Raw genomic sequence first — 26,214 nt, forward strand, 5'->3', positions numbered from 1 at the left:
GCGGAGGGCGGTCAGCGGCGCTGGGCCGCGTGCGCGATCGCCTCGGTGAGCACCGTGAGCAGGCGCGGCGAGTCCATCGCGGGCAGCACGACCTCGATCAGCACCGCCTTGTCGGTGGTGGCGTGCGCGAGCTCGAGGGCGGCGGCGAGCTCGTCCTGCGTCGACGCGCGCGCCGTGACCACGAGGTGGGCGGCCCCGAAGGCGGCGGGGATGAGCGTCCAGTCCCAGGGCGCGATGTCCTGGTAGACCGCCGCCGGGCTCTGGATCTTGCGCTCGACCGTGTACCCGTCGTTGTTCAGCAGGAACACCACCGGCGTGGAGCCGCGATGCAGCACCGTCGACAGCTCCTGGATCGTCAGCTGCGCCGCCCCGTCGCCCACGAACAGCACCGAGCGCCGCCCGGGCACGGCCACCGACGCGCCGAGCGTCGCCGGGATCGTGTAGCCGATCGACGACCACACCGGCTGCCCGAGCAGGTCGCTCTCGTCCGGCAGCACGAGGTCGAGCGCCCCGTAGAACGAGGTGCCGGCATCGGCGATCACCGTGGTGCGCGGTCGCAGCCAGCCCTGCACGGCGGCCCAGAAGTACTCCTGGTCGAGGGCGGCCCCCACGACCGGTGCGGCGGCGTCGGCGATCGACGGATGCCCGACCGCCGTCACCGCGGGCCGCGACGTCTGCCCGAGCACGGCGTGCAGCGCGCGCAGGGAGTCCTCGAGCCGCACGCCGTAGAACGTGGTGTCGGCGATGCGGGCGGCGGTCAGTCCGAGCTCGATCGCCTGGTCCTCGTCGAAGCGCTGGGTGAAGAAGCCGGTCAGGAAGTCGCTCATCACGGTTCCGGCGAGCACCAGCAGCGGCGCCTCGTCGACCGCGGCGCGGGCCTCGTCGACGCGGGTGAAGGCGCCCATGTAGGTGCCGAGCGAGGCCGGGTGCGACTCGTCGAGCACCGCCTTGGACATGTTCTGCGAGGCCACGTAGACGCCGTCGTGGTCGGCGATCTCGCGCACCAGCGGCTCGAGGCTGCGGCGGTGCACCTGGGGGCCGACCAGCATCGTCACCTGGGTCGCGGTGGCGACCGCCTCGGCGAGCGCCGTGGTGAAGCGGGCGAGCTCGCCGGTGTCGCTCGACGCCGCGACCAGCGGGTGGCGGAGGTTCGCGGCGTGCACGGGCGCCACGGCGACGTCGGACGGGATGCCGAGGTACACCGGCTTGGACTCCCGGAGTGCCGTCATCAGCGCGGCGTCGATGTCGCGCGTCGCGGTGGCGGCCCGCACGATGGTCGCCGACGCGGTGACCTCGCGGTAGGCGCGGTAGAAGTGCTCGTAGTCGCCGTCGATCAGGGTGTGGTGGAGGTGGGCGCCCTCGGCCTTCTGGCTGGTGGAGGGCATCCCGGTGATCTGAACGACGGGCACGTCCTCGGAGAAGCTGCCGGCGACGCCGTTGATGGCCGAGAGCTCACCGACCCCGAAGGTGGTGACGAGGGCGCCGAGGCCGCGGCGGAGGCGCGCGTAGCCGTCGGCGGCGTAGGCCGCGTTCAGCTCGTTCGTCGAACCGACCCAGTGGAAGCCGTCGACCGTGACCATCTGGTCGAGGAGGCTGAGGTTGAAGTCGCCCGGCAGGCCGAAGACGTGGTCGGCGCCGAGCTGCACGAGGCGGGCGGCGAGGTACTGGCCGACCGTGACGGTGCCGGCGGGAACGGTGCTCGCCGGGACGGTGCCGGCGGCGGGACGGACGGGGGTGCTGCCGGCAGGGGTGTCGCCGGCGGGCGGAATCTGCGTGGTGTCGCTCATGCGTTCATGATCGCAGGCCGAGGCGCTCCGCCACGATCCCCATCGCGTCGGCGAACTCGACCTCTGCGCCGGCCGAGGCTCCGCCGGACAGGTTCACGCCCGCCACGCCGTCGAGCTCGAGCATCCGCTCGCAGAGCTCGGTGACGGCGTCGAGGCCCTCGCGATAGGGGTCGGCGGCGTGCAGGATGCGGTCGAGGAAGCCCTCGGGCAGCACGAGCGTCGTGAACGAGCGGAGCAGCCCGGCGCTGCCCTTGTCGATCACCATCGGCACGCACGGGATGAACGCGGGCTCGGCCCCCTCCTCGCGCGTGGCCTCGATGAAGCGCCGCACGGGCTCGACCCCTCCGGCGTGGTTGACGAAGCAGATGTCGGCGCCCGCGAGCACCTTCTCGCGCAGCCGGGCGGCGCGCTTCTCGACGGGCGGCGAGGTGGGGGCCTCGGCGACCGAGACGAGGTGCCCCTGGGCGGCAGCGAGGGCGGCGAGCTGGGTGGAGTCGAGGTCGAAGACCGGCTGCGCATCCGCTCGCCCACCGGTCGCGGTGTGGTCTCCCGTGACGCAGTGCACCCCGGCGACACCGACCGCTCGGAGGCCCGCGAGCTCGCCCTCGAGGGCGACGCGGTTGCGGTCGCGGCAGTTCAGGCCGGTCCAGACGGCGACGCCCTGCTGCTGGATGAGGTGGGCGCGGTAGCTCGGCGGGAACTGCACGCGGCTGCGACCGGAGTCGCCCGCGAGGGTGGCGTCGACCCGGCCGGCGAGGGCGGCCGCGCAGTCGGCGAGCGAGACGCGGTCGACCGAGCGGCCGGGGAAGTCGGCGACGACGATCGGGCGGGTGGCGAGCAGCGCGCGCATCGCGGCGGCACCGGGCTGCGGGTCGACGGGATCGACGCGGGGTGTGCCGTGCCACCGCACCGTCGGCGTGTCGAGGAACACGCAGCGGAACTCGCCCACCTCGCAGGTGCCGTCGAAGTCGACGCCGCCGCAGGGCCCGTACTCCATGTGCTTCGGGCAGGACGCGCGCTGCTCCGGCGTCACGACGCTCATGCCGCCAATGCTAGCCGTCTAGGCTTGTGCCACTTCGCACCGCCCGAGCCCCGAGGAGCCCCATGACCGCGCCCTACGACCTCGTCGTCCGCTCCCGATCCGTGCTGGTCGACGGGGAGTGGCGGGAGGCCGCGGTCGCCGTGCGCGACGGCGTGATCGCCGCGATCGCCGAGTACGACGAGGAGCTCCAGGCGCACGAGACGGTCACGCTCCCCGAGGGCCAGGTGCTCGTGCCGGGTGTCGTCGACACCCACGTGCACGTCAACGAGCCGGGCCGCACCGAGTGGGAGGGCTTCACCACCGCCACCCGCGGCGCTGCCGCCGGGGGCGTGACGACCATCGTCGACATGCCGCTGAACAGCATCCCGCCGACCACCACGGTCGAGGGGCTCGCGGTCAAGCGCGAGGCGGCCGCCCCGCAGGCGAGCGTCGACGTGGGGTTCTGGGGCGGGGCGATCCCGTCGAGCCTCGGCGCGCTGGAGCCGCTGTGGAACGCCGGGGTGTTCGGCTTCAAGGCCTTCCTCGCCCCCTCGGGCGTCGACGAGTTCCCGCACCTCAGCACCCCCGAGCTTCGCCGCGCCCTCGAGGAGATCGCCGGCTTCGGCGGGCTGCTCATCGTGCACGCCGAAGATCCGGATGCCCTCGACGCCGCCGCGGCGACACCCACGCCCGAGGCCACCGACCCGTCCTCGACGCCCGCGGCCGACCCCGACGGCCGCGACTACGACGCCTTCGTCGCCTCGCGCCCCGACGCCGCCGAGCAGCACGCGATCGCCCACGTCATCGACGGCGTGCGCGTCACGGGCGCCCGCGCCCACATCCTGCACCTCTCCAGCGCCCGCGCCCTCGACGCCATCCGCGCCGCCAAGGCCGAGGGCCTGCCGCTCACGGTCGAGACCTGCCCGCACTACCTCGCCTTCTCGGCCGAGCAGATCCCCGACGGGGCCACGCAGTTCAAGTGCTGCCCGCCCATCCGCGACGAGGCCAACCGCGACCTGCTCTGGGAGGCCCTCCTCGACGGCACGATCGACCTGATCGCGAGCGACCACTCCCCCTCGACCGCCGAGCTGAAGTTCGCGGGCGACGGCGACTTCCAGGAGGCCTGGGGCGGCATCTCGGGCCTGCAGCTGTCCTTCCCCGCGGTCTGGACGGCCGCCCGTGAGCGCGACATCCCCCTCGAGCGCGTGCTCGGCTGGATGAGCGCGAACACCGCCGCCTTCGTGGGCCTGGCGCAGAAGGGCGCCATCGAGGCCGGCCGCGACGCCGACCTCGTCGCCTTCGCGCCCGAGGAGGAGTTCGCGGTCGACGCGGCCGCGCTCGCCCACAAGAACCCGGTCTCGGCCTACGACGGCCGCACCCTCCGGGGCGTGGTCGGCACCACCTGGCTCCGCGGCCGGATCGTGCACGGCGGGGCCGGCGAGCTCCTCGACGAGGGCACCCGCACCCCCCTCGGCGAGCTGCTCTCGCGGCCGGGTTCCACCCGCTGAACCGCCTTGTAAATTGGACGTAAATTCCGCGTCCCGGCCACCGCATCCGTCGATCACGCCGTCGCCCGGGCGACAGACTGGAGCTGCGCGGAACCGAGCGTCCTCCGCGCAGTGAGCAGGAGACCATGGCCATCGTCCTCGGAGAGCACCAGTACGGCAAAGCCGAGAACCGCATCGTGCGCGTCTACCGCGACAGCCCGCGCCACGAGATCCACGACGTCAACGTCTCCACCGCCCTGCGCGGAGCCTTCGACCCGGCCCACCTGACGGGCGACCAGGCCGCGGTGCTCCCGACCGACACCCAGAAGCAGACCGCCTACTCCTACGCCAAGGAGAAGGGGCTCACCTCGATCGAGCCCTACGGCCTCACCCTCGCGGCGCATTTCGTCGACGACGTCGAGCCCGTCACCGGCGCCCGCATCGAGATCGAGGAGTACGAGTGGGAGCGCGCCGTCGTCGACGGCGCGGAGCACGACCACACCTTCGTGCGCAAAGGTCAGGAGGTGCGCACCGCCGCCATCACGGTCGAGGGCGTCGGAGCCGAGCAGACCAGCCACGTCATCGGCGGGTTCAAAGACCTCGTGCTGCTGAAGACCACCGGCTCGGAGTTCACCGGCTTCCTCGAGGACTCCTACACGCTGCTCCCGCCGACCAACGACCGCATCATGGCCACCTCGCTCGTGGCCAAGTGGCGCTTCGTGATGGACGAGGTGGGCGACCCCGCCGCCTTCGACTGGGAGGGCGTGTACCTCGGCATCAAGCGCACCATGATCGAGGTCTTCGCCTCGCTGCACTCGCTCGCCCTGCAGCAGACGCTGTACGAGATGGGCAAGGCGGTGCTCGAGCAGTACCCGTTCCTCGCCGAGATCCGCATGTCGGCGCCGAACAAGCACCACTTTCTCTACGACCTGTCGCCGTTCGGTCAGACGAACGAGAACGAGGTCTTCAACGCGGATGACCGTCCCTACGGCCTCATCCAGGCCTCCGTCGTGCGCGACGACGCCCCCGCGGCCGGCTCGGCCTGGACGATCGCGGGCGGCTTCGCCTGAACCGCTTTTCTCCTAACTGCCGCGGTAGGTGGAGTAGGCGAAGGGGCTGAGCAGCAGCGGCACGTGGTAGTGCGCCGCCGCGTCGCCGAGGTCGAAGGTGATCTGCACCTCGGGATAGAAGGCCTTCACCTCCTGCTCGGCGAAGTACGTCGCCGTGTCGAAGCTCACGCGGTACCGACCCGGCTTCAGCGCCACGGGGCCGAGGTTGTTCACGCGGCCGTCCTCATCGGTCGTCGCCGACCCGATCATCACCCAGTTGCCCACCTCGTCGTGCTCGAGGATCACGGGCACCCCCGCCGCCGGGCGTCCGATCACGGAGTCGAGCACGTGCGTGGTCACGTGGCTGCGTTCGGTCATGCTGCTCCTCTTATAGGGAAGGTCGACGGCGCTCAGTCGGCGGCCGGGTCGGGCGGGTACAGGCTCGCGAGCCGCAGCATCGTGATGTCGTGCAGCTCCCCGGCGACGACGACCGCCTCGGCCGCCTCGTCGAGCAGCAGCCTCCGCCGCAGCTCCTGCAGGATCTCCGCCCGCCCCCGCCCCGCCGCCCGGATGAGGAACACCCGGTCGAACCGCGCCTCGTACTCCCGGTTGCCCGCGGCGATCTCCTCGGCGAGCGCCGCGTCCGAAGCGTCGGCCGCCGACTGCTCCGAGCGGCTGAACCGCTGCGCCTGCCCATCGCCGGCGGCCCGCTCCCCGATCCGCGGGTGATGCGCGAGCGCGGCATCCACCTCGTCCGGCGTCAGCGACGACGCCACCCGGTCGGCCACCGCGAGCAGCTGGTCGTGCGACGAGAACGGCGCCGCGGCCGCCACCTCCGCCACGAACCGCTCCACCCCGAGGCACGACCGCAGCGCCTCCCGGAACTCCGGGCCGTCGACGGGCGCAGGCGCGTTCTCCATGCCCCCAGCTTACGATGAGGGCATGCCCCCCTCCCGCTCGATCGGCGTGCTGCTCGCCGCCGGCGCCGGCCGCCGCATGGGCCGGCCGAAGGCCCTGGTCGAGGGCGCCGACGGCGAGCCCTGGTCGGCCCGCGGCATCCGGATGCTGCTCGACGGCGGCTGCGACGAGGTGCTCGTCGTGCTCGGCGCCCGCGCCGACGAGGCCCGCTCCCTCCTGGCGGGCCCCCTCGCCGATCCGCGGGTGAGGGCGACGGATGCCCGGGACTGGGCCGAGGGTCTCTCCGCCTCCCTGGCGCACGGCGTGGGCGCGGCGGTCGAGGCCGGCGCCGACGTCGTCGTGGTGACGCTCGTCGACCTGCCCGCCCTCCGCCCCGAGGCCGTGGAGCGCCTCCGCGCCGGCGCCCACCGCGGCACCCTCGCGCAGGCGTTCTACGACGGGCGTCCCGGGCATCCGGTGGTCATCGGAGCCGACCACGCCGAGGCGCTCCTCGCCGCCCTGGCCGCGGGCGGCGGGAGCGGCTCCGTGCGCGCCGACCGCGGTGCCCGGGCGTTCCTTTCCGCGAACGGGGCGACGGAGGTCGACTGCAGCGACCTCGGCGGGGGTGACGACATCGACCGGCCGGTGCGAGCATCCGGAGCACCTTCTGGGAACCGGGAATGAACCCGCGCGAGGAGAGTTGACTGTCGGTATGACTGCAACAGGGCTCACCACCATCGGTTTCATCGGCGCCGGCAACATCGGCGGACAGCTCGCGCGGCTCGCCGTCGCCCACGGCTACTCGGTCGTGATCAGCAACTCGCGCGGGCCCGAGACGCTCGACTCGCTCGTCGCCGAGCTCGGCCCGCAGGCGCGCGCCGCCACCCCGGCCGAGGCCGCGGAGGCCGGCGACCTCGTCGTCGTGACCGTGCCGCTCAAGGCCTACCAGGCGGTGCCGGTCGAGCCGCTGGCCGGCAAGACCGTGATCGACACGAACAACTACTACTTCGAGCGCGACGGGCACATCGCCGAGCTCGACGAGGAGAAGACCACCGTCTCCCAGATGCTGCAGGAGCACCTGCCGACCTCGACGATCGTCAAGGCGTTCAACAACATCATGGCGGCCGACCTCACCACCGATGGACTCCCGGCCGGCGACCCCGACCGTCGCGGCCTCCCGATCGCGGGCGACGACGCGGCCGCGAAGGCGCTCGTCTCGACCCTCCTCGACGAGTTCGGCTTCGACGCCGTCGACGCGGGCCCCCTGGCCGACAGCTGGCGCTTCGAGCGCGACCGCCCGGCCTACGTCGTGCGCATGACGGCGGCGGAGATCCCCGCCAAGCTCGCCGAGGCCGGCACCCGCCCCTAACCCCGCCCCCTTCGCGAGTGGTCACTTTTCGCCCGAAACACGAGCTTTTAGGGCGAAAAGTGACCACTCGCCGGGAGATGAGCGGGGCTACGGCTGCTCGAGCTCGCCGAAGGCGTCGTAGAGCGTGTTGATCGCGGCGATGCGCGTGCGGCTGTCACGAGCGTGCGCCGCGAGCGTGTTCGACGCCAGCACGTTCGCCAGGCTCATCGCGCTGGCGTAGCTGTCGAGGGGTGAGACGCTGTCGATCGGGCACTCGATCCAGACGCTCGCGAACTCGGCGTAGCGGCGGGCCGAGGGGTCGCCGATCAGGATGACCGGCACACCCCGCGCGGCGATGCCCGCGATCATCCGCCCGAACCCCGCGGGTCGCCGACGGAAGCCGAGCACGACGGCGGTGTCCCGCGCATCCCGCTCGGCGAACTCCTCGGCGAGGGTCTGCCCGGGCAGGGGCGCGAGCAGCACGGAGTCGCGCGCCTGGGCCAGCTGCTCGCGCAGGTGCACGGCGACCGGGTAGCTGTTGCGGAGGCCGACGATCGTCACCGTGCGCCCCCGCACGAGCAGCGAGGTCGCCTGCTCGAGCCGCTCGGGCCCGAGGGCGTCGAGGCAGCGGCGCAGGTTCTCGACCTCACGCACGAGGTGGGCCGAGAGGTCGGCCGTCGCGCCCGGGGTGGTGCCGCCGACGGGCACTCCCGAGGAGCGGAGCGACCGCGCGTGCTCCCGCACCTCCTGCGCGTTCTCGAAGCCGAGCCGCCGGAACAGGCGCGACACGGTCGCCTTCGACACGCCGCTGCGCTGCGCGAGCTCGGTGCCCGAGTAGACCGCGAGGTCGCTGAGGTGGTCGAGGATGAAGTCGGCCGCCCGCTGCTCCTGCGGCGACAGCTCGCCGTAGCTGCGGTCGATCCGCTGGCCGATGTTCATCGTCTGCACGCTCATCCGTCGCCCGCTCTCAGGCGTTCTCGCCCGAGGCGGCCGGCGCCGATGCAGATGCCGAGGCCGAGGCCGCCGCCACGGACGAGGCCAGCGTCGCATCGGCCACCGCCAGCACCGCCCGCTCGAACGCATCGATCGTCGCAGCGACATCCGCCTCGGTCACGTACTCGGCCGGGTTGTGGCTCACCCCGCCCTCGCACCGGACGAACAGCATCCCGATCTCGGTGATCGCCGCGATCGCCATCGCGTCGTGCCCCGCCTTCGAGAACAGCGACATGGGCCGCCGATCGCCGGTCGAGCGGATGCCCTCCCCCACCGCCGCCCGCAACCGCGCACTGCACTCCGCCGCCGGTGCCGAGTGCGTCTCGATGCTCTCCCACGACAGCCGCCGCTGCCGGCAGATGTCGGTCAGCATGTCCTGGACGACCGTCCAGATCCGGTCCCGCTCGCTGTCGTACTCGCCCCGCAGATCGAGGCTGAACTCCACCTCGCCCGGAATCACGTTGACCGCTCCCGGCGACACCTGCAGATGCCCGACGGTGGCGATGAGCTGCGCCGACCGGGCGATCCGCTCGATCGCGAGGATCGCGTCCGCCGCCCCCGCGAGCGCGTCCCGCCGCCGCTCGTAGGGCGTGCCCGAGTGCCCCGCGCGCCCCGTGATCGTGATCAGGAACCGCCGGGCCCCCGCGATCGACGACACGATCCCGAGCGCCTTGCCCTCGTCCTCGAGGTAGGGGCCCTGCTCGATGTGGGCTTCGAGGTACCCCACGAACTCCTCGGGCCGCCGCGCAGCATCCTGAACCTTCGACGGGTCGAGCCCGAAGTCGAGAAAAGCCTGGTGCAGGCTCACCCCGTGCTCGTCGAGCAGCTCCCACCAGGCGGGGTCGAAGGTGCCCGCGTACGCCCGCGAGCCGATCAGCGCCCGGCCGAAGCGGGTGCCCTCCTCGTCGGCGAAGGCCACGACCTCGAGGGCGAACGGCAGCGCGCGACCAGACGAGCGGATGCGCTGCACCACCGCGATGGCCGTCAAGACCCCGAGGATGCCGTCGTACTTCCCCGCCCGCGGCACCGTGTCGAGGTGCGACCCGAGCAGCAGCGCCGGAAGCCCGGGCTCTGCGCCTTCGAGGCGGCCGCACTGGTTGCCCGCGGCGTCCTGCCAGGTGGTCATGCCGGCCTCGCGCATCCACTCGGCGGCGATCGCGTTGACGGCGGCGTGCTCGCGTGAGAGGTTCACCCGCTGGATCAGCCCGCCCGGCAGCGACGAGTGCGTCGCCAGCAGGTCGCACCGCTTCAGCACGACGGCGGCCGTCGTGTCGGCCGGCACCTCGCGAACAGCGTCGGTGCCCGTCACGCCCCGGCCCCCTCGTACACGCCATAGGCCGCTTCCACCGCAGCCCCCGGCGCCCCCGCCGCCCCGTTGCGCCGCAGCACCTGCTCGAGCGCGGCCAGCGTCGTGAGCACCGCGTCCTTCCGCGCGTTGTACCCCATCGTCCCGATCCGCCACACCTTGCCGTGCAGCGGCCCGAACGAGGTGCCGATCTCGATCCCGAAGTCCTCGAGCATCTCCCCGCGCACCGCGTCACCGGTGACCCCGTCGGGGATCTGCACCGCCACCACGTTGTTCATCTTCGCCGCGGGGTCGCCGAACACGGTCAGCCCGAGACCCTCGACGCCCGCGAGCATGGCGGCCCCGTGCATCCGGTGCCTCTCGATGGTGGCGTCGAGCCCCTCCTCGACGATGATGCGCGCGCACTCGCGGGCGCCGTAGAGCATCGTGGTGGCCTCGGTGTGGTGGTTGAGGCGCTTCTCGCCCCAGTAGTCGAAGATCATGGCGAGGTCGAAATAGTTCGAGCGGATGCGCGACTCACGGATCTCGTCGGAGGACCCCGCGATCCCCGCCTCGATGCTCTTCCGCGACTCGATGCGCTCGACGGCCTTCGCCGAGAACGTCGCGGGTGCCGACCCGGACGGTCCCCCGAGGCACTTCTGCAGCCCCGCCGTCACGGCGTCGAGCCCGAGCGCATCCGCGTCGAACGCGTTGCCGGCGAGCGACGCGGTGACGTCGGTATAGAACAGCACGCCGTGCTTCGCGCAGAGCTCGCCGAGGCCCTCGAGCGGCTGGGCGAGCGTGGTGCTGGTGTCGCCGTGCACGACGGCGAGGAGGGCGGGTTTCACGCGCACGATGGCCTCCTCGATCTCGCGCTCGGTGAAGACGGTGCCCCACTCGCGCTCGATCACGTGCACCTCGGCGCCGGCGCGCTCGGCGATCTCGCGCAGCAGGTGCCCGAATCGGCCGAACACGGGCACGAGCACGCGGTCGCCGGGGGCGACGAGCGACAGGATTGCCGCCTCGATGCCCGCGCGCGAGGTGCCGTCGATCAGCAGCGTCTGCTCGTTCGCCGTGCGGAAGACCTGCCGGTACAGGCCCATGGTCTCGGTCATGTACGCCGTCATCGCGGGGTCGTACTGGCCGACGAGCTGCGCCGACATCGCACGCAGCACGCGCGGATCGGCGTTGATCGGGCCGGGGCCCATCAACAGGCGCGGCGGCGGGTTGATCTGAAGAAGGTCGGGCGGGGTGCTCATCGGTCTCCTCGAAAAGTCTGTTTCGTCGCCGCCCAGTCTACGAAACGCGTGTTTCACCCGTGTTTCGCGTCCGCGCGTGTACGCTCCGGACTGATTTTCGAGGGGTCGGCGACCACTATGGTCGCGGTGGCCCGGATATCATTCCGGAGCGTACACGCCGGCCTCAGCGAGCACGGCGGCCAGGTCAATCAGTGCGAGGTCGGAGCCGCGCGGGCCGACGAGACAGAGCCCGAGCGGCGCGCTGCCGCCGGGTGCCGGTACGCGGAGCAGCGGCGCCGAGACCGCGGGGTAGCCGCCGGTGCCGGCGACGGCGGTCATCCGCAGCGTCGCGGCCCGCACCGCCGCGATCGTCTCGGCCGACGCGTCCAGCGGCGGCGCCGCCGACGACGCAGACGGCAGCAGCAGCACCCGCCCGCCGAGCGCCGCGTCGAACCGTTCCCGCGCCTGGCGCAGCACCTCCCGCGCCTCGATCTCCTGCCCGGGGGTGATCGCGGCGGCGACCTCGAAGCGCTCGGCGACGTCGTCCCCCACGGCTCCCGGATGCGCCGCCACCCACGCCCCGTCGGCCCGCCACGCCTCGGCGCCCTGCACCGTGCGGAACGCCGCGAACACCGCGTCCAGCCCGCCCAGCACGACGCTCTCCACCGATCCCCCGAGCTCGGCGACGAAGGCGTCGAACGCGGCGACCACCTCGGGATCGCAGCCCTCGAGCAGCTCGGCCGCCACGACGAACGCCGGACGCAGTGCGACGACCGTGCCGGAGGCCGGCGCGAGCGACGCGGCGGCCGCCGCCCGCAGCGTCGCCGCGTCGCGCGTCAACCACCCCACGGTGTCGAACGAGGGCGCGAGCGGCAACAGCCCCCGCGTGCTCACGGCGCCGTGCGTCGTCCGCAGCCCCCACAGCCCCTGATACGACGCCGGCACCCGGATCGACCCGGCCGTGTCCGTCGCCAGCCCGATCGTCGCCTGCCCGAGCGACACCGCGGTGGCGGGCCCGCTCGACGAGCCGCCCGGGATCGCCCCCGGCACGGCCGGGTTCGGCGCCGTCCCGTAGTGCACGTTCCGCCCCGCGATGCTGTACGCGAACTCGTCCGTCTGCGCGATCCCCTGCACGGCCGCCCCCGCGCCACGAAGCGCCGCCACGGCGTCGGCGTCGACGGATGCCCGCCCCGCCTCCGCGAGGAACACCGGGTTCCCCGCCCCCACCGCGTACCCCGCCACGTCGAACAGATCCTTCACGGCCACCGTCATCCCCGCCAGCGGCCCTGGACCGGAGGCAGGGACGAGCGGCGCCCCCGCCACCCGCCAGACCGAGCGGTTCAGCGCGGGCGGGGCGCCGGTGACGTGGGCGGCTCCGATCGTCCAGGTGCCGGCGGGCGAGCGCTGCCAGAGCTGCGTCTGCAGCCCCGTTCCGCCGGCGTCGAAGGCGCTGACGGACACGAGCAGTGCCGCATCCGGAGCCACCACCCGCACGTGCAGCTCGACGATGCTCCGCGGCGCCACCCCACCCCGCAGCCCCCGGAAGGCCGCGATGCGCCCGTGCCCCACGAGCAGCCCGTTCGCGTCGCCCCGCAGCGTGTCGGCCCCCGGGGCGAACGACCCGTCGAGCGCGGCGACGTCGTTCGACATCAGCGCCGCCTCGTACCCCCGGAACGCCTCCAGCAGCGCCGCGAGCTCCCCCTCCGGCAGCGACCCCACCAACGATGTGACACCGGAAGGCACCGCGTCAGCCACGCCGCACCCCCGCGAAGTCGGCGACGCGGATGCGCGCGTGCACGCCCTTGACGATGTCGACCACCTGCGAGATGTCGAAGTCGGTGGCGGCGCTGAGGTAGGCGTAGGCGAGCGCCCGGTCCATGCCGTACCGCGCCTCGAGGAGGCCGAGCGCGGCGCGCACGCAGTTCTGCACCGCGACGTCGAGATCCTCGTCGAGGCCCGTCGGCACCAGAAACTCGGAGGTCTCGGCCAGCGGCCCGGCGATCGTCCCGAAGGACTCCACGGCCTCGGCCTGCGGCACCACCTCGAACCGCACGGTCACGCGCAGCGACGCCTCCATCGCGGTCAGCGCCACCTCCCCGTCGCCCTGCGCGAAGTGCGGGTCGCCGACGTACGCGAGCGCGCCCGGCACCTGCACGGGCAGGTACAGCGACGACCCCACGGTGAGCAGGTTGATGTCGATGTTGCCGCCGTGCGGCCCCGGCGGCACCGAGTGCGGCCGTTGGTCACCGGCCACCGCGACCCCCATGATGCCGAGGAACGGACGCAGCGGGAACCGCACCGACCGCTCCCCGCCCGGCACGAGCGGCAGCGTGCCCCACTCCGACCCGTCGAGCCCGTGCTCGACCTCGGCGAACACGCTCACCGACCCCTGCGAGACGGGCATCTCCCCCACCAGCGCGCCCTTGCCGTGCCGGTTCGAGATCACGCCGTACGGCACCCGCGGTGTCGTCTCGAGCACGGTCATCTTCAGCAGGTCGCCCGGCTGCGCCCCGCGCACGGCGATCGGGCCGGTCACGACGTGAGGCCCGTCGGTTCCCGAGCGTGGGTAGCCGGATGCGGCCAGCGCCACCGCGTCGTCGAGCACCAGAGACCGGTCGACGCCGTTCGCGGCGAAGAAGGCCGCCGGGTCGCGACCCTGGTCCTCGAGGATGCCCTCGTGGCTCAGCGTGTCGATCGTCACGTCGGTGCCCGGGTCGATCGTCAGCACCGGCCGGTCGGTGGCGCAGGGCAGCCGCCCCCAGAGCACGTGCGAGAGGCTCGCGGCCAGGTAATCGGTGGCGCGGATCTCGCCCGCGCCGGGCTGCAGGGCCGCCGTCATCGACATGCGCATCCGTTCTCGTGCCCGGGACGATGGAGCCGACGGCGGGCTCCGGGGCGGCCGCCGACCCCCCCGAGGCTATCGCCGTTTGCGGCCCGCTTCCCGGAGCGGCTACCGTTCAGGAGCAGTGTTTGCACGGCCGAAACCGGCTTTTACACCCGCGAAACATGCACCCCCTCGGCGTGAAACAGCGCCGGCCCCGACCTCCGACCGACGGGACCATCCGTGCTCAAGAGACTCCGCGCCAACAGCGGCACCCTGCACCTCGCGCTCATGCTCGCGCTGACGTTCTCGACCGGCGTCGTCGACGCGATCGGCTACCTCGGGCTCGACAAGGTGTTCGCGGGCAACATGACGGGCAACGTGGTCATCCTCGGCATGGCGCTCGCGGGCGCACCGGGGCTGCCCTGGCTCGGCCCGCTGATCGCGCTGTTCGCCTTCATGGCCGGCGCAGTCGTGGGTGGCCGGGTGCTGCGCCCGATCAAGGCCGGCTGGACGACCCGCACCACCTGGCTGATCACCGTCGTGGGGCTGATGCTCAGCGGCCTCGCGATCACCCTGTTCATCACCGACGGCGCGCCGCCGCAGCCGTGGGAGTACCTGATCACGACGTTCCTCGCCATGGCGATGGGCCTGCAGGCCGCGACCGCCCGGCACATCGGCGTGAAGGACGTGACGACGGTCGTGGTCACCTCGACCATCACGGGATTCGCGGCCGACTCGCGACTCGCCGGCGGCAAGGGCCAGCCGTGGTTCCGCCGCGCGGCCGCCATCGTGCTGATCGCCGCGGGCGCCGGCGTGGGCGCGCTGCTGCTCATGCTGCACATCGGCTGGGGACTGGCCGCGGCCGCGCTGATCACCGTGGTGGTGGCCCTGATCGGCCACATCACGGCCCACGTGAAGCACGCCGAGCGCGCCGCGGCGGCCACGGCCGAGGCGCCCGAAGCAACCCCGGCCGCCCGCTAGCCCGGCGCTCCCGCCGACCGTCAGGCCGCGGTGGCGGCGCCGCGGGCCGCGCGCGCCCGGACGGGCCGCTGGCACCGCGGGCACAGGTGCGAGGAGCGGTTCATGAACGCCTCCCGCACGATCGGCGTGCCGCACCGCGGGCACGGCTTGCCCTGCTGCCCGTAGGCGTTCAGGCTGTGCGAGAAGTACCCCGACGCCCCGTTGACGTTCACGTACTGCGCGTCGAAACTCGTGCCGCCCTCGGCCAGCGCCTTCTCGAGCACCACCCGCACCTCGCCCAGCAGCTCGCGCGCGCGGGCCCGGGGCAGCCGGTCGGCCGGATGCTCGTAGTGCACCCGCGCGGCCCACAGCGACTCGTCGGCGTAGATGTTGCCAATGCCCGAGATCAGGGTCTGGTCGAGCAGGGCACGCTTGATCCCGGTGCGCTTCCGCGCCAGCGCCGCGAGGAAGGCCTTCTCGTCGAACGCCGGGTCGAGCGGGTCGCGGGCGATGTGCGCCACCTGGCCGGGCACGAGGGCAAGCGTGTCGCCGAGCATCCGCCCGCCGTCGAAGCCCGAGTAGCCGCCGGGCGCCCCGTCGCCGGTGGGAACGAGCCGGTCGACGGCCATCGAGCCGAAGATGCGCTGGTCGACGAAGTTCACCCAGAACTCGCCGTGCTCCGGATGCTCGATCTGCAGCCGGATGCGCAGCAGCCCCTCCTCGGCGGTGCCCGGCGTGCGCAGCAGCACCTGCCCGCTCATGCCGAGGTGCGCGACCAGCGCCTGCGGCCCCGTCGTCTGCCTCGTCGTCAGCGGGAACCAGAGGAACTTGCCGCGGCGGACGGCCGCCAGCATCCGCCGCCCCTCGAGCAGCGCTTCGAAGCGCCCCTCGAGCGCGCTGTGCCGCTTCAGCGACCGCGTGTCGAACACCTCGACACCCGTGATGAGCGCACCGGACACGGCGGGCTCGAGGCCCGCGCGCACGACCTCGACCTCGGGGAGCTCGGGCACGGCGCCTCAGGCCTTCGGGCCGAGCTCGGCGAACGCCGCGGCCGCCGCAACCGATTCGGCCTGCTTCTTGCTCGACCCGGTACCCGAGGCGCTGATCGCGCGCTTCTTCCCCGCAGCGGGCAGCGTGACCGTGGCCGTGAACTGCTTGCGGTGATCGGGCCCCGACTCCTCGATCGCGTAGACGGGGGCCTCGTAGCCGTGCTGCGCTGCACGCTCCTGGAGGCTCGTCTTCGGATCCATCGAGATGCCGAAGCGCCCGGGGTCGTTGGCGAGGGGCATCACGAGGCGCAGCACGAGTGCCGTCGCCACGTCGGGCCCCTGGTCGAGGTAGGTCGCTCCGATGACCGCCTCGACGGTGTCGGCGAGGATGGACGCCTTGTCGCGACCGCCCGTCAGCTCTTCGCCGCGGCCGAGCTTGATCACCTCGCCGAGCCCGATAGAGCGGGCGATCTCGGCGAGCGCGACCGTGCTCACGAGCGAGGCGCGCCGCTTGGCGAGCTCGCCCTCGGTGAGGTCGGTGAAGGTGGTGTAGAGCATCACCGTCACGGCCTGGCCGAGGATGGAGTCGCCGAGGAACTCGAGCCGCTCGTTCGTGGGCACCCCGCCGTGCTCGTACGAGTACGAGCGATGGGTCAGTGCCAGGTCGAACAGCTCGGGCTCGAGCTCGATCTCCAGGCGCGCCAAAAGGCGCGACCGGGCATCCGATTCAGACACCGGTCGCACCTTTCGGAGAACTGCTAAACGTCGGCGACCTTGCGGCCCTTGTACTCCATGAACAGGGCGGTGCCTGCGGAGTCCTCGACGACCTTCGCGCGGTGCGGGAGGCTGTACGTGGTCTTGCCGTTCTCGATCGTCTTGACGAGCGTGGGGACCTCGGCCTTCCACTGCGAACGACGCGCGTGGGTGTTGGAACGTGACTTCTTCCGCTTCGGAACAGCCATGGTTGTCTCTCTTCTTCTCTGTCGGCGTGTGCTGGTGGGCGCGCGGCCGGCGGTTTATGACTCCGTGCCTACTTGGCTTCGGTGTCCGTGTCTTCGGAAGCTGTCGACCCCTGAGGGCTGCTCAGACCGGCCAGTGCCGACCATCGCGGGTCGATCACGTCGGGTGCGGGTTGTGCCGGATGATCGGCCAGACGCTCACCCGTCACCGGGTCGAGTCCTGCGCAATCCGGCGTGCACACCGGTTGGAACGGCAGTGCCAGCACCACCGCATCCCTGATCAGAGGTTCGAGATCGACATGGTCGTCATGAACCTCGTAATCGAAAGCTTCGTCAGAAGAATACGCGAAAAGCTCCTGGAATTCGACTTCGACCGTCTGGGCGATGTCGCGGAGGCATCGACTGCACTCCCCGACGGCCTCGGCGGAGACGTCGGCGGACACCAGGATGCCCTCGTGCACGGACTCCAGACGGAGGTCGACGTGCAGCTCCTCGCCGGCCGGAACGGCCAGCAGGCCCTCGCCGAGCTTCTCGCCGGTGGCGATGTCGAAGCGGTGCTCGCGCATCTCGCCCGGCTTGTGGAGGAGATCGCGCACGTTGACCGTGTAAGGGGTCTTCTTGAATGTGCTCACCGAGAGATTCTACCGGCTGTCAGAGGGCGCGGGGCGGGTTGCGGTGCAGGTTCGCCGCCACGACCGCGTCGGCCTCGGCCCGCAGCGCGTCGACGACGGTACGCACGGCCAGACGCTCGGCCCGGTCGGGGCGCATCAGCGCGAAAATGTGCCGCTCGGCCACGACCCCGCGCAGGTTCTTCAGCACGATCTCGCTGCGGTACGCCCCGCCCGCCGTGTAGCAGGGCAGGATGGCCACCCCGAGCCCCGCCGCCACGAACGCCTCGGTGACGCGCGTGTCGCCGAAGCGCTGCACGACGTTCATCGGGGTCCCGGCGGCCGAGGAGATGTCCAGGATGGTGCGCTCGAACGGGTAGCCCCAGGGCACCCCGATCCACCGTTCGCCGATCAGGTCCTCGGGGTCGAGCAGCTCCTTCTCGGCGAGCGGATGCCCGGGCGGCAGCGCGATGTCCAGCGGCTCGGTCATCAGCTTCACGGCCGCGAGCTCGGTCGAGGGCCAGTTCGTCGCCGCCGAGGAGGCGGTGTGCGCGAGCACGATGTCGAAGTCGGCCGTGAGCGCCGGGAAGTCGTCGCTCTCGGGGTCGCGGTCGCTGCAGTGCAGGGTCAGTCCGCCGACCTCGTCGAGCCGGCGCACGACGCCGGGAAGCAGCATCTGCCCACCGGTCGGGAAGGTCGCGAGCGACACCTCACCCGTCGGGTCGTTGCGGAACTCGTCCCAGAGCGCGTTCGCGTGCTCGATGGCCACGGCCACGTCGGTGGCACTGCGGGCGAGGGCACGCCCCGCATCCGTCAGCACGATCCCGCGGCCGGCCTTCTCGGTCAGCGGCAGCCCGGCTTCGCGCTCGAGCACCCGCAGCTGCTGCGAGACCGCCGACGGCGTGCGGTGCGTGGCACGCGCGACCTCGGTGATGCTGCCGCGCTCCGACAGTTCGCGGAGCAGTTCGAGCCGCCTGACGTCCATGAAGCGACTCTACAACGCCGAAGCGGGGCACCCAGGCGACACTAAAAGGTCCTCGGATGCCCCGCTGCAGCAGTACGGCCCGCCGGAGCGGGGACGTCTCACGCCAGGTCGGGCAGCTCCGAGAAGGCCTGCTCGTAGATCGCCAGCGCCCGCTCCGCCTCCGCGTCGGTGACGACGCAGGGAGGCACGACGTGCAGGCGGTTGTCCGCGGTGAACGGCAGCAGCCCGAGCGAGAGCAGCTTGCCCTTCAGCGCCGCGATGCCGGCCGCAGAGAGCGGCGTCCGGGCATCCGCGTCGCTGACGAGGTCGAGCGCCCAGAACACGCCGAGTCCGCGCACCTCGCCGATCACGTCGTGCTTCGCCGCCAGCGCCGCGAGCCCGGGCCCGAGGATGTCGCGCCCGATGTGCGCGGCGTTGTCGACGATGCCCTCCGACTCCATCGCGTCGATGGCCCCCACGATCGCGGCCATGGCAAGCGGATGCCCGGAGTACGTCAGCCCGCCCGGGAACACGGCCTCGTCGAAGATCTCGGCGATGGCCGGGCTGATGATCACACCGCCGGCGGGCACGTAGCCCGAGTTGACGCCCTTGGCGAAGGTGATCAGGTCGGGCTCGACGAACGACCCGTCCGGGGCGGTCAGCGCCTGGAACGCGAACCACGACCCGGTGCGGCCGAAGCCGGCCATCACCTCGTCGAAGATCAGCACGATGCCGTACTGGTCGGCCAGCGCCCGCACGCCCTCGAGGTAGCCGGGCGGCGGCACGAGCACGCCGGCGGTGCCGGGCACGGTCTCGAGCAGGATGGCGGCGATCGAGGCCGCGCCCTCCGACACGATCACGCGCTCGAGGTGCTGCAGCGCACGGGCCGACTCCTCCTCGGGGCTCGTCGACCAGAAGTCGGAGCGGTAGGCGAAGGGGCCGAAGAAGTGCGCGTGGCCGCGCGAGTACTCGTTGGGCACGCGCCGCCAGTCGCCGGTGGCGACCACCGCGGCTCCGGTGTTGCCGTGGTAGCTGCGGTAGGTCGAGAGCACCTTGTCGCGGCCCGTGTAGAGGCGGGCCATGCGGATGGCGTTCTCGTTCGCATCCGCTCCCCCGTTGGTGAAGAAGACCTTGCTGTAGCGGCTGCCGGCCTTCTCGAGGATGCGCTGGGCGGCCTTGCCCCGCGTGAGGTTGGCGGCGGCCGGGGCGACCGTGGTGAGCACGTCGGCCTGCTCCTTGATGGCGGCGACGACGGCGGGGTGCTGGTGGCCGATGTTCGTGTTCACCAGCTGGGAGGAGAAGTCGAGGTACTCGTTCCCCTCGAAGTCCCAGACCGTGGAGCCGAGGCCGCCGGCGATGACCATCGGCTTCAGCGAGGCCTGGGCCGACCAGGAGTGGAACACGTGGGCGCGGTCGAGCTCGAGGGCGAGCTGCTGGTCGGCTGGGTCGAGATCCATGGTGCGATTCTTTCTGTCAGTGCGGTGCGGGTGGTGAGGGAGGGTGGCGCTGCCGCCACCCTCCCCCGGTGGCGAGTGGCTACTCGCCGCCCTCCTTGAGGGTGACGTCGATGGGCGTGTAGCCCTCGCCCATCACGTCGACGCCCTCGTCCTTGAGCTCGGCGAGCGCCTTCTCGACGTACTCGTTCGAGAACGCGGTCGCGGGCGGCTCCTCCGAGATGACGGTCGCGCCGGTCTCGTTGGGGGTGTCCATGGCGATCTTCACCGTCTGGTCCCACTGGTCCTGGTTGATCGTGCCGACGCCCGAGGTGCTCGGCCAGATCAGCTTGTTGACCTCGTTGGTCATCCAGAGCTGGTGGCTCTCACCGAGCTGCGAGCCCGAGGCGGTCACGATCTTCGCGGCGTCCTCGGCGTTGTCGCGGGCGTAGGCCCAGCCCTTGATGGAGGCCTTGATGAACTTCACCGCGGTGTCGGCGTAGTCGGCGTCGTCGGCCAGGCGGTCGGAGTCGGCCCAGACGGCGTCCTGGAGCATCGCGGTGCCCTCGTCGTTCCAGTCGATGACGTTGAGCTCGTCGGGGGTGAAGAGCTTCCCCGTGGCCGGGTTCTTCGTCTCCAGCACCTGGGCGTACTCGTTGTACGTCATGGCCTGGGCCGCGTCGATGTCTCCGGCGAGGAAGCCGTTCATGTCGAACGCCTGCGCGACGAGCGAGATGTCGTCGAGCTTCACGTCGGCCTTGTTCATGCCGGCGAACAGCTCCCACTCGTTGCCGTAGCCCCAGCTGCCGACGGTCTTGCCCGACAGGTCGGCGGCCGAGGTGATGTTCTTGTCCTTCATCGAGATCTGGGTGGTGCCCGAGCGCTCGAAGATCTGCGCGATGTCGGTGACGGCCGCGCCCTGCTCGATCGAGCCGAGCACCTTCGGCACCCAGGAGATGGCGAAGTCGGCGTCGCCGCCCGTGAGCACGTCGATCGGCACGATGTCGGTGGCGCCCTCGAGGATGGTGACGTCGAGCCCCTCGTCCTCGTAGTAGCCCTGGTCGAGGGCCGCGTAGTAGCCGGCGAACTGGGCCTGCGAGAACCACTGCAGCTGCAGCGAGACGGGGGTGAGGTCGCCGTCGGCGGCCGAGTCGGTGGAGTCCGACGAACCGCCGCTCGAGCATCCGGTGAGCACGATGGCGGTGGCGGCCAGGGCGCCGATGCCGCCGATGACACGGGAGCGGGTGAGACGTGTGCTGTGTTTCATGTCGTTCCTCCTCTTGTGGTGCTGGTGGGTGGTGCGGGGGTGGTGCAGGGGTGGTGCGGTGGTGCAGCTCGGGGGGGGCGGTGCGGGGTGGGTCGGGTGCGGCTCAGGTGCGCGGCTTGTAGTGCCGCGTCGCGAAGGTCTCGATCGCGAGGGTGACGCAGTAGAAGACGAGACCGACGATGATGGCGCCGAGCACGTAGGCCCAGGCGAGGTTGTAGTTCGACGACGACGCGGCCGAGGTGATCGACTTGCCGAGCCCCCCGACGGGGCCGCCGAAGTACTCGGCGATCAGGGCCGAGATCACGGCGAGGCTCGAGGCGATCCGAAGCCCGGTGAAGATGAACGGCAGCGCCCCGGGCACGGTCACCGTGCGGGTCGTCTGCCACGCGGATGCCGCGTACACGTGCATCAGGTCGCGATGCACCGGGCGCACCTGCCGGAGGCCCCGCAGCGTGTTGATGTACACCGGGATGAAGACCGCGAGCGCCGCCACGAGCTGCCGCGCCGTCTCGGCACCGGCCCCGAACATCGTGTAGAGCACGGGCGCGAGGGCCACGATCGGCACCACCGCGAGCGCCGCGACGATGCCGGCGGTGAGTTCGTCGACGACCCGCGCCAGGGCGGCGAGCACGGCGAACAGGATGCCCACGACCCCGCCGATGACGAGCCCGACGAGGGCGTTGCCTCCGGTCACCAGCGCCCCGGCCACCACCGAGGCGATGTTGTCGCCGAACTCCGTGCCGATGGCGAGCGGGCCGGGAACGATGAACGGCTTGATGTCGAAGGCGACGACGAGCAGCTGCCAGAGCGCGAGCGCGACGACACCGAGGAGCACCGGTGCGAGCACGGTGCGCAGGGTGCCGGCGGAGGTCCTCATCGGTTCTCCACGCCCTTGATGCCGACGGGTGCCTCGCCGTGCAGCAGCTCGCGCACGCGGCTGACGTTCTCGAAGAACGCCTCGTCCTCGCGCAGGTGCTCGTCGCGGTCGGCGGTGCCCGGCAGGGTGATGCCGAGGATGTCGCGGATGCGGCCGGGCCGCGGCGACATCACGACGACCCGGTTCGACAGGAACACGGCCTCGGGGATGGAGTGGGTGACGAAGACGACGGCGGCCCCGGTCTCACCCGTGATGCGCACGAGCTCGGTCTGCATGCGCTCGCGGGTCATCTCGTCGAGGGCGCCGAACGGCTCGTCCATCAGCAGCAGGCGGGGGCTCTCGGCGAGCGCCCGGGCGATGGCCACGCGCTGCTGCATGCCGCCCGAGAGCTGGTCGGGGTAGCTCTCGGCGAAGTCGCCGAGGCCGACGAGCGCGAGCAGCTCGGCCGAGCGCTTCCTGCGCCCCGCCGCGTTGACCCCGTGCAGCTCGAGCGGCAGCTCGATGTTCGCCGCCACCGTGCGCCAGGGCAGGAGGCCCGACTGCTGGAACGCGATGCCGTACTCCTGGTCGATGCGCGCCTGGCGGGCGGTCTTGCCGAACACCGTGAGCGTGCCCGCCGAGGGCGTGTCCAGGTCGGCGATCAGCCGCAGCAGGGTCGACTTGCCGCAGCCCGAGGGGCCGATCAGCGAGACGAACTCCCCCGGTGCGACCGTGAGGTCGATGCTGTCGAGCGCGGTCACCGACGGCTTGCGCTTGGCGGTGAACACCTTGTCGACGCCGGTCACCTGGACGGCGGCGGTCACCTGGACGGCGGCGGTTGCGGATGCCTCGCTCACGCGGGCACCTCCCCTCTGCGGAAGCGCCGGAGCAGGACTCCGAGCAGGGCGATGACACCGGCGGCCACGAGGCCGACGGCGATGGCGCCGAAGATCGGCGCCCAGGTCTTGGCCGGGTCACCGGACGCCTGCTGGGCGAACTCGATGATCATCCGGCCGATGCCGCCGCGGAGGCCGATGGAGACCTCGGCGACGACGGTGCCGATCACGGCGTTGGCGGCGGCGAGTCGGAGCGCCGGCAGCAGATACGGCACGCTGGCCGGCAGACGGAGCGTCAGCAGCGTGCGCCACCAGCCGGCGCCGTAGCTGCGGAACAGCTCGACATGGATCGCATCGGGTGAGTTGAGCCCCCGCAGCGCCCCGATCGACACCGGGAAGAACGCGAGGTACGAGGCGATGATCGCCACCGACATCCAGCTCTCCCAGGTGAAGTCGCCGAACTCGAGCTGGGCGCCCCAGCGGCGCACGAGCGGCGCGATGGCGATCAGCGGCACCGTCTGGCTGAGCACGATCCACGGCAGCACCGCCGACTCGGCCGTGCGGAAGCGCTGCATCAGCACGGCCAGCAGCAGGCCCACGACGACGCCGACGACCCAGCCGACCGCCGCCACCCCGAGGGTGAACAGCGCCGCCTGGGTGACGGCGAGCCAGACGGGCTGGGCGTTCCGCCCGTTGCCGGTCTGCTCGAACAGGCGTCCCACCATGTCCCAGACGTGCGGCATCGCCAGGTCGGTCGTGCGCGGCAGCACGGTGAGGTCGCCGATCACGACGCCGGTGGCGGGGCCGATCGCCTTGTAGAGCTCCCAGACGACCACCACGAGCAGCACGCCGCCCGCGCCGAACGCGACGCGGGTCGCGGTCGTGCCCGAGCGCCGCGCGGCCGGACGGCGGTCGCGGGTGCTCGACGGGGAGCGTCCGCTCATGCCTTGGCCGTGATGTGGTCGCGGAGGGCCGGCATCACGGTCTCGCCGTACACGCGGAGGGTCTCCTCCTTGTTGTCGTGCTGCAGGTAGCCCGCGAACTGCGTCACGCCGATCTCGGCGTACTGCTTGAGCTTCTCGATGTGCTGCTCGGCGGTGCCGAGCACGCAGAAGCGGTCGACGATGTCGTCGGGCACGAAGCTCGTGTGCGTGTTGCCGGCGCGGCCGTGCTCGTTGTAGTCGTAGCCCTCGCGGCCCTTGATGTACTCGGTCAGCGCATCCGGAACCGCACCGCTCTCGCCGTACTTCGCGACGATGTCGGCCACGTGGTTGCCCACCATGCCGCCGAACCAGCGGCACTGGTCGCGCATGTGCTCCCAGTCGTCGCCGATGTACATCGGGGCGGCCACGCAGAACGCGATCTCGTCGGGGTCGCGCCCGACGTTCTCGGCGGCCTTGCGGACGGTGGCGATCATCCATTTGGCGATGTCGATGTCGCCGCACTGCAGGATGAAGCCGTCGCCGACCTCGCCCGTGAGCTTGAGGGCGAGCGGGCCGTAGGCCGCCACCCACATGTCGAGCGACGAGCCCTTGCTCCAGGGGAACTGCAGCGTGGCGCCGTTGTACTCGACCGCGCGGGAGTTCGCGAGCTCGCGGATGACGTGGATCGACTCGCGCAGCGTCTTCAGCGTGGTGGGCGCGCCGTTGGTGACGCGCACCGCCGAGTCGCCGCGGCCGATGCCGCAGATGGTGCGGTTGCCGTACATCTCGTTGAGGGTCGCGTAGATCGAGGCCGTGACCGTCCAGTCGCGGGTGGCCGGGTTGGTGACCATCGGCCCGACCTTGATCTTGTTCGTCTCGGCCAGGATCTGGCTGTAGATGACGTACGGCTCCTGCCAGAGCAGGTGCGAGTCGAAGGTCCAGAAGTAGTCGAAGCCGTACTGCTCGCTGAGCTTGGCGAGACCGACGGTGCGGGCTGCCGGGGGGTTGGTCTGAACGACCGCGCCGAAATCCATGTGCTGTCCTTCAGATCAGGTACTGGCTGAGGCCGCGCTTGAAGTAAGCGCCGTCGCCCTTTTTACCGAGGTACTCGTTGTCGTCGACGATCCTGCGGCCGCGGGAGAACACGGTGTCGACGTGGCCGTCGATCTCGTAGCCCTCCCAGGCCGAGTAGTCCATGTTCATGTGGTGCGTCTTCTCGAGGCCGATCGAGGTGTGCCCGTTCGGGTCGTAGATCACCACGTCGCCGTCGGCCCCGGGCTGGATGACGCCCTTCTTGCCGTAGATCCCGAACATCCGCGCCGGAGTCGTGCTGGTCAGCTCCACCCAGCGGGGCAGCGTGATCTCGCCCATCACGACGCCCTGGTAGATCAGGTCCATCCGGTGCTCGACCGAGCCGATGCCGTTCGGGATCTTCGAGAAGTCGGCCAGTCCCATGTCCTTCTGGCCCTTCATGCAGAAAGGGCAGTGGTCGGTCGAGATGACCTGCAGGTCGTTGGTGCGAAGGCCCTGCCACATGTGGTGCTGGTGGCCCTCGTGCTTCGAGCGCAGCGGTGTCGAGCAGACCCACTTCGCGCCCTCGAAGTCGCCCCATTCGGGGCTGGATGCTCCGAGCTGGTCCTCGAGCGAGAGGTAGAGGTACTGCGGGCAGGTCTCCGCGAACACGTTCTGGCCCTTGTCGCGGGCGGCGGCGATCTGCTCGACGGCCTGCTTGGCGCTGACGTGGACGATGTAGAGCGGTGCCCCCGTGAGGTTCGCGAGCATGATCGCGCGGTGCGTCGCCTCCTCCTCGGCCTGCCACGGGCGGGAGACGCCGTGGTAGTAGGGGGTGGTCTCGCCGCGCTCGAGGTGCTGCTTCACCAGCAGGTCGATGACCGAGCCGTTCTCGGCGTGCATCATGATCAGCGATCCGTTGTCGGAGGCCCGCTGCATCGCCTTGACGATCTGGCCGTCGTCACTCAGGAACACGCCCTTGTACGCCATGAACAGCTTGAACGAGGTGACGCCCTCGTTGATCAGCTCGTCCATCGCCGTCAGGCTCGAGTCCTGCACGTCGGACAGGATCTGGTGGAAGCCGTAGTCGACCGCGCACTGCCCGGCCGCCTTCTCCTGCCACAGGTTGTACTGGTCGAGGATGTTCTCGCCGGCGTACTGCACGACGAAGTCGATGATCGACGTGGTGCCACCGTGGGCGGCCGCGCGGGTGCCGGTCTCGAACGTGTCGCTCGCCTCGGTGCCGCCGAACGGCATCTGCATGTGCGTGTGCGCGTCGATGCCGCCGGGGATGACGTACTTGCCGGTCGCGTCCACCACCTGGTCGACGTGACCCTCGAGGTCGAAGCCGAGCAGCGTGCTGCCCGGTGCCAGCACGGCGGCGATGGTCTCGCCGTCGATCAGCACGTCGGCCGTGGCGGTGCCCGTGGCGTTGACGACGGTGCCGCCCTTGATGAGAGTCTTCATGGCTGCCCCTCC

At 71.5% G+C, this 26,214-nt stretch carries 26 protein-coding genes; 5 read left to right on the forward strand and 21 right to left on the reverse strand.

Annotated features, from left to right (window positions below):
• Window positions 1-11: 11 nt before the first annotated feature.
• Window positions 12-1,787, reverse strand: coding sequence for an alpha-keto acid decarboxylase family protein (locus ITJ64_RS16460; RefSeq protein ID WP_194681770.1), 1,776 nt, complete (start codon window positions 1,785-1,787; stop codon window positions 12-14).
• Between the two features lie 4 nt (window positions 1,788-1,791).
• The gene (locus ITJ64_RS16465) at window positions 1,792-2,829 is read right to left on the reverse strand and encodes a methylenetetrahydrofolate reductase C-terminal domain-containing protein (RefSeq protein WP_194681771.1); all 1,038 of its coding nucleotides are present in this window, start codon (window positions 2,827-2,829) and stop codon (window positions 1,792-1,794) included.
• A 62-nt stretch (window positions 2,830-2,891) separates the two neighbouring features.
• Between ITJ64_RS16465 and allB the strand changes: the two genes are divergently transcribed.
• Window positions 2,892-4,316, forward strand: a complete 1,425-nt coding sequence (gene allB, locus ITJ64_RS16470) for an allantoinase AllB (protein WP_194681772.1) — start codon at window positions 2,892-2,894, stop codon at window positions 4,314-4,316.
• Between the two features lie 125 nt (window positions 4,317-4,441).
• The gene (gene pucL, locus ITJ64_RS16475; protein ID WP_194681773.1) at window positions 4,442-5,365 is read left to right on the forward strand and encodes a factor-independent urate hydroxylase; all 924 of its coding nucleotides are present in this window, start codon (window positions 4,442-4,444) and stop codon (window positions 5,363-5,365) included.
• 12 nt (window positions 5,366-5,377) lie between these two features.
• Here pucL and uraH read toward each other — a convergent pair whose 3' ends face one another.
• Together uraH and ITJ64_RS16485 are read right to left on the reverse strand one after the other, a co-directional pair.
• Complete coding sequence (uraH, locus tag ITJ64_RS16480) at window positions 5,378-5,722, reverse strand: hydroxyisourate hydrolase (RefSeq protein ID WP_194681774.1); 345 nt, start codon at window positions 5,720-5,722, stop codon at window positions 5,378-5,380.
• A gap of 32 nt (window positions 5,723-5,754) precedes the next feature.
• A complete protein-coding gene (locus ITJ64_RS16485; RefSeq protein WP_194681775.1) occupies window positions 5,755-6,264 on the reverse strand; it encodes a 2-oxo-4-hydroxy-4-carboxy-5-ureidoimidazoline decarboxylase in 510 nt (169 codons plus the stop codon).
• A 22-nt stretch (window positions 6,265-6,286) separates the two neighbouring features.
• On the opposite strand from ITJ64_RS16485, the gene ITJ64_RS16490 reads away from it, so the two are divergent.
• Window positions 6,287-6,925 carry an NTP transferase domain-containing protein gene (locus tag ITJ64_RS16490; RefSeq protein WP_194681776.1) on the forward strand — a complete coding sequence of 213 codons (639 nt, stop codon included), beginning with the start codon at window positions 6,287-6,289 and terminating at the stop codon, window positions 6,923-6,925.
• Between the two features lie 28 nt (window positions 6,926-6,953).
• Window positions 6,954-7,610, forward strand: a complete 657-nt coding sequence (locus tag ITJ64_RS16495) for an NADPH-dependent F420 reductase (RefSeq protein WP_194681777.1) — start codon at window positions 6,954-6,956, stop codon at window positions 7,608-7,610.
• An 87-nt stretch (window positions 7,611-7,697) separates the two neighbouring features.
• On the opposite strand, the gene ITJ64_RS16500 is transcribed toward ITJ64_RS16495, so the two are convergent.
• The 5 genes from ITJ64_RS16500 to ITJ64_RS16520 all read right to left on the reverse strand — a co-directional run bounded on the left by ITJ64_RS16500 (window position 7,698) and on the right by ITJ64_RS16520 (window position 13,950).
• Complete coding sequence (locus ITJ64_RS16500) at window positions 7,698-8,543, reverse strand: MurR/RpiR family transcriptional regulator (RefSeq protein ID WP_228508710.1); 846 nt, start codon at window positions 8,541-8,543, stop codon at window positions 7,698-7,700.
• Window positions 8,544-8,556: 13 nt separating this feature from the next.
• Window positions 8,557-9,891 (reverse strand): allantoate amidohydrolase, encoded by a 1,335-nt coding sequence (locus ITJ64_RS16505; protein ID WP_370545231.1) that lies wholly within the window; start codon window positions 9,889-9,891, stop codon window positions 8,557-8,559.
• Entirely contained in the window at window positions 9,888-11,126 is a 1,239-nt protein-coding gene (locus tag ITJ64_RS16510) for an alanine--glyoxylate aminotransferase family protein (protein ID WP_194681778.1), read from the reverse strand. The genes ITJ64_RS16505 and ITJ64_RS16510 overlap by 4 nt, the downstream gene beginning before the upstream one ends.
• 138 nt (window positions 11,127-11,264) lie before the next feature.
• Window positions 11,265-12,860, reverse strand: a complete 1,596-nt coding sequence (locus tag ITJ64_RS16515; RefSeq protein WP_370545232.1) for an AtzH-like domain-containing protein — start codon at window positions 12,858-12,860, stop codon at window positions 11,265-11,267.
• Window positions 12,853-13,950, reverse strand: a complete 1,098-nt coding sequence (locus tag ITJ64_RS16520; protein WP_194681779.1) for an acetamidase/formamidase family protein — start codon at window positions 13,948-13,950, stop codon at window positions 12,853-12,855. Before ITJ64_RS16520 ends, ITJ64_RS16515 begins: the two co-directional genes overlap by 8 nt.
• A 219-nt stretch (window positions 13,951-14,169) precedes the next feature.
• Here ITJ64_RS16520 and ITJ64_RS16525 point away from each other — a divergent pair, with 219 nt between their 5' ends.
• Window positions 14,170-14,910 carry a YoaK family protein gene (locus ITJ64_RS16525; RefSeq protein ID WP_370545233.1) on the forward strand — a complete coding sequence of 247 codons (741 nt, stop codon included), beginning with the start codon at window positions 14,170-14,172 and terminating at the stop codon, window positions 14,908-14,910.
• A gap of 20 nt (window positions 14,911-14,930) precedes the next feature.
• Here the strand turns inward: ITJ64_RS16525 and mutM are convergent, their stop codons facing one another.
• From mutM to hydA, 12 genes are all read right to left on the reverse strand, one after another.
• Entirely contained in the window at window positions 14,931-15,899 is a 969-nt protein-coding gene (gene mutM, locus ITJ64_RS16530) for a bifunctional DNA-formamidopyrimidine glycosylase/DNA-(apurinic or apyrimidinic site) lyase (protein ID WP_194681780.1), read from the reverse strand.
• Window positions 15,900-15,905: 6 nt separating this feature from the next.
• Window positions 15,906-16,613, reverse strand: coding sequence for a ribonuclease III (gene rnc, locus ITJ64_RS16535; RefSeq protein WP_194681781.1), 708 nt, complete (start codon window positions 16,611-16,613; stop codon window positions 15,906-15,908).
• Between the two features lie 23 nt (window positions 16,614-16,636).
• Window positions 16,637-16,840 carry a 50S ribosomal protein L32 gene (gene rpmF / locus ITJ64_RS16540; protein WP_179548800.1) on the reverse strand — a complete coding sequence of 68 codons (204 nt, stop codon included), beginning with the start codon at window positions 16,838-16,840 and terminating at the stop codon, window positions 16,637-16,639.
• 68 nt (window positions 16,841-16,908) lie between these two features.
• Window positions 16,909-17,469: a DUF177 domain-containing protein gene (locus ITJ64_RS16545; RefSeq protein WP_370545234.1), complete on the reverse strand. Its 561-nt coding sequence runs from the start codon at window positions 17,467-17,469 to the stop codon at window positions 16,909-16,911.
• 19 nt (window positions 17,470-17,488) lie between these two features.
• Entirely contained in the window at window positions 17,489-18,430 is a 942-nt protein-coding gene (locus ITJ64_RS16550) for a LysR family transcriptional regulator (protein WP_194681782.1), read from the reverse strand.
• 98 nt (window positions 18,431-18,528) lie between these two features.
• A complete protein-coding gene (locus ITJ64_RS16555) occupies window positions 18,529-19,866 on the reverse strand; it encodes an aspartate aminotransferase family protein (RefSeq protein WP_194681783.1) in 1,338 nt (445 codons plus the stop codon).
• A 79-nt stretch (window positions 19,867-19,945) separates the two neighbouring features.
• Window positions 19,946-21,109 (reverse strand): ABC transporter substrate-binding protein, encoded by a 1,164-nt coding sequence (locus ITJ64_RS16560; protein ID WP_194681784.1) that lies wholly within the window; start codon window positions 21,107-21,109, stop codon window positions 19,946-19,948.
• 103 nt (window positions 21,110-21,212) lie between these two features.
• Complete coding sequence (locus ITJ64_RS16565) at window positions 21,213-21,986, reverse strand: ABC transporter permease (RefSeq protein ID WP_194681785.1); 774 nt, start codon at window positions 21,984-21,986, stop codon at window positions 21,213-21,215.
• Entirely contained in the window at window positions 21,983-22,822 is an 840-nt protein-coding gene (locus ITJ64_RS16570) for an ABC transporter ATP-binding protein (RefSeq protein WP_194681786.1), read from the reverse strand. Before ITJ64_RS16570 ends, ITJ64_RS16565 begins: the two co-directional genes overlap by 4 nt.
• Window positions 22,819-23,745: an ABC transporter permease gene (locus ITJ64_RS16575; RefSeq protein ID WP_194681787.1), complete on the reverse strand. Its 927-nt coding sequence runs from the start codon at window positions 23,743-23,745 to the stop codon at window positions 22,819-22,821. Before ITJ64_RS16575 ends, ITJ64_RS16570 begins: the two co-directional genes overlap by 4 nt.
• A complete protein-coding gene (locus ITJ64_RS16580; protein ID WP_173181550.1) occupies window positions 23,742-24,758 on the reverse strand; it encodes a TIGR03842 family LLM class F420-dependent oxidoreductase in 1,017 nt (338 codons plus the stop codon). The genes ITJ64_RS16575 and ITJ64_RS16580 overlap by 4 nt, the downstream gene beginning before the upstream one ends.
• Window positions 24,759-24,768: 10 nt before the next feature.
• Window positions 24,769-26,202, reverse strand: a complete 1,434-nt coding sequence (gene hydA, locus ITJ64_RS16585) for a dihydropyrimidinase (RefSeq protein ID WP_194681788.1) — start codon at window positions 26,200-26,202, stop codon at window positions 24,769-24,771.
• Window positions 26,203-26,214 lie beyond the last annotated feature (12 nt).

Origin of the sequence: Herbiconiux sp. VKM Ac-1786 (genome assembly GCF_015350805.1) — a bacterium.
Lineage (GTDB): Bacteria > Actinomycetota > Actinomycetes > Actinomycetales > Microbacteriaceae > Herbiconiux.

Excerpts from the sequence above, each read along its gene's own strand:
- ITJ64_RS16460 (WP_194681770.1), bottom strand. The coding sequence starts at position 1,787 with ATGAGCGACACCACGCAGATTCCGCCCGCCGGCGACACCCCTGCCGGC.
- ITJ64_RS16465 (WP_194681771.1), bottom strand. The coding sequence starts at position 2,829 with ATGAGCGTCGTGACGCCGGAGCAGCGCGCGTCCTGCCCGAAGCACATG.
- allB (WP_194681772.1), top strand. The coding sequence starts at position 2,892 with ATGACCGCGCCCTACGACCTCGTCGTCCGCTCCCGATCCGTGCTGGTC.
- pucL (WP_194681773.1), top strand. The coding sequence starts at position 4,442 with ATGGCCATCGTCCTCGGAGAGCACCAGTACGGCAAAGCCGAGAACCGC.
- uraH (WP_194681774.1), bottom strand. The coding sequence starts at position 5,722 with ATGACCGAACGCAGCCACGTGACCACGCACGTGCTCGACTCCGTGATC.
- ITJ64_RS16485 (WP_194681775.1), bottom strand. The coding sequence starts at position 6,264 with ATGGAGAACGCGCCTGCGCCCGTCGACGGCCCGGAGTTCCGGGAGGCG.
- ITJ64_RS16490 (WP_194681776.1), top strand. The coding sequence starts at position 6,287 with ATGCCCCCCTCCCGCTCGATCGGCGTGCTGCTCGCCGCCGGCGCCGGC.
- ITJ64_RS16495 (WP_194681777.1), top strand. The coding sequence starts at position 6,954 with ATGACTGCAACAGGGCTCACCACCATCGGTTTCATCGGCGCCGGCAAC.
- ITJ64_RS16500 (WP_228508710.1), bottom strand. The coding sequence starts at position 8,543 with ATGAGCGTGCAGACGATGAACATCGGCCAGCGGATCGACCGCAGCTAC.
- ITJ64_RS16510 (WP_194681778.1), bottom strand. The coding sequence starts at position 11,126 with ATGAGCACCCCGCCCGACCTTCTTCAGATCAACCCGCCGCCGCGCCTG.
- ITJ64_RS16520 (WP_194681779.1), bottom strand. The coding sequence starts at position 13,950 with ATGTCGATGACGGCGGCCCTGCAGCCCGGCGCGGGCGAGATCCGCGCC.
- rpmF (WP_179548800.1), bottom strand. The coding sequence starts at position 16,840 with ATGGCTGTTCCGAAGCGGAAGAAGTCACGTTCCAACACCCACGCGCGT.
- ITJ64_RS16550 (WP_194681782.1), bottom strand. The coding sequence starts at position 18,430 with ATGGACGTCAGGCGGCTCGAACTGCTCCGCGAACTGTCGGAGCGCGGC.
- ITJ64_RS16555 (WP_194681783.1), bottom strand. The coding sequence starts at position 19,866 with ATGGATCTCGACCCAGCCGACCAGCAGCTCGCCCTCGAGCTCGACCGC.
- ITJ64_RS16560 (WP_194681784.1), bottom strand. The coding sequence starts at position 21,109 with ATGAAACACAGCACACGTCTCACCCGCTCCCGTGTCATCGGCGGCATC.
- ITJ64_RS16565 (WP_194681785.1), bottom strand. The coding sequence starts at position 21,986 with ATGAGGACCTCCGCCGGCACCCTGCGCACCGTGCTCGCACCGGTGCTC.
- ITJ64_RS16575 (WP_194681787.1), bottom strand. The coding sequence starts at position 23,745 with ATGAGCGGACGCTCCCCGTCGAGCACCCGCGACCGCCGTCCGGCCGCG.
- ITJ64_RS16580 (WP_173181550.1), bottom strand. The coding sequence starts at position 24,758 with ATGGATTTCGGCGCGGTCGTTCAGACCAACCCCCCGGCAGCCCGCACC.
- hydA (WP_194681788.1), bottom strand. The coding sequence starts at position 26,202 with ATGAAGACTCTCATCAAGGGCGGCACCGTCGTCAACGCCACGGGCACC.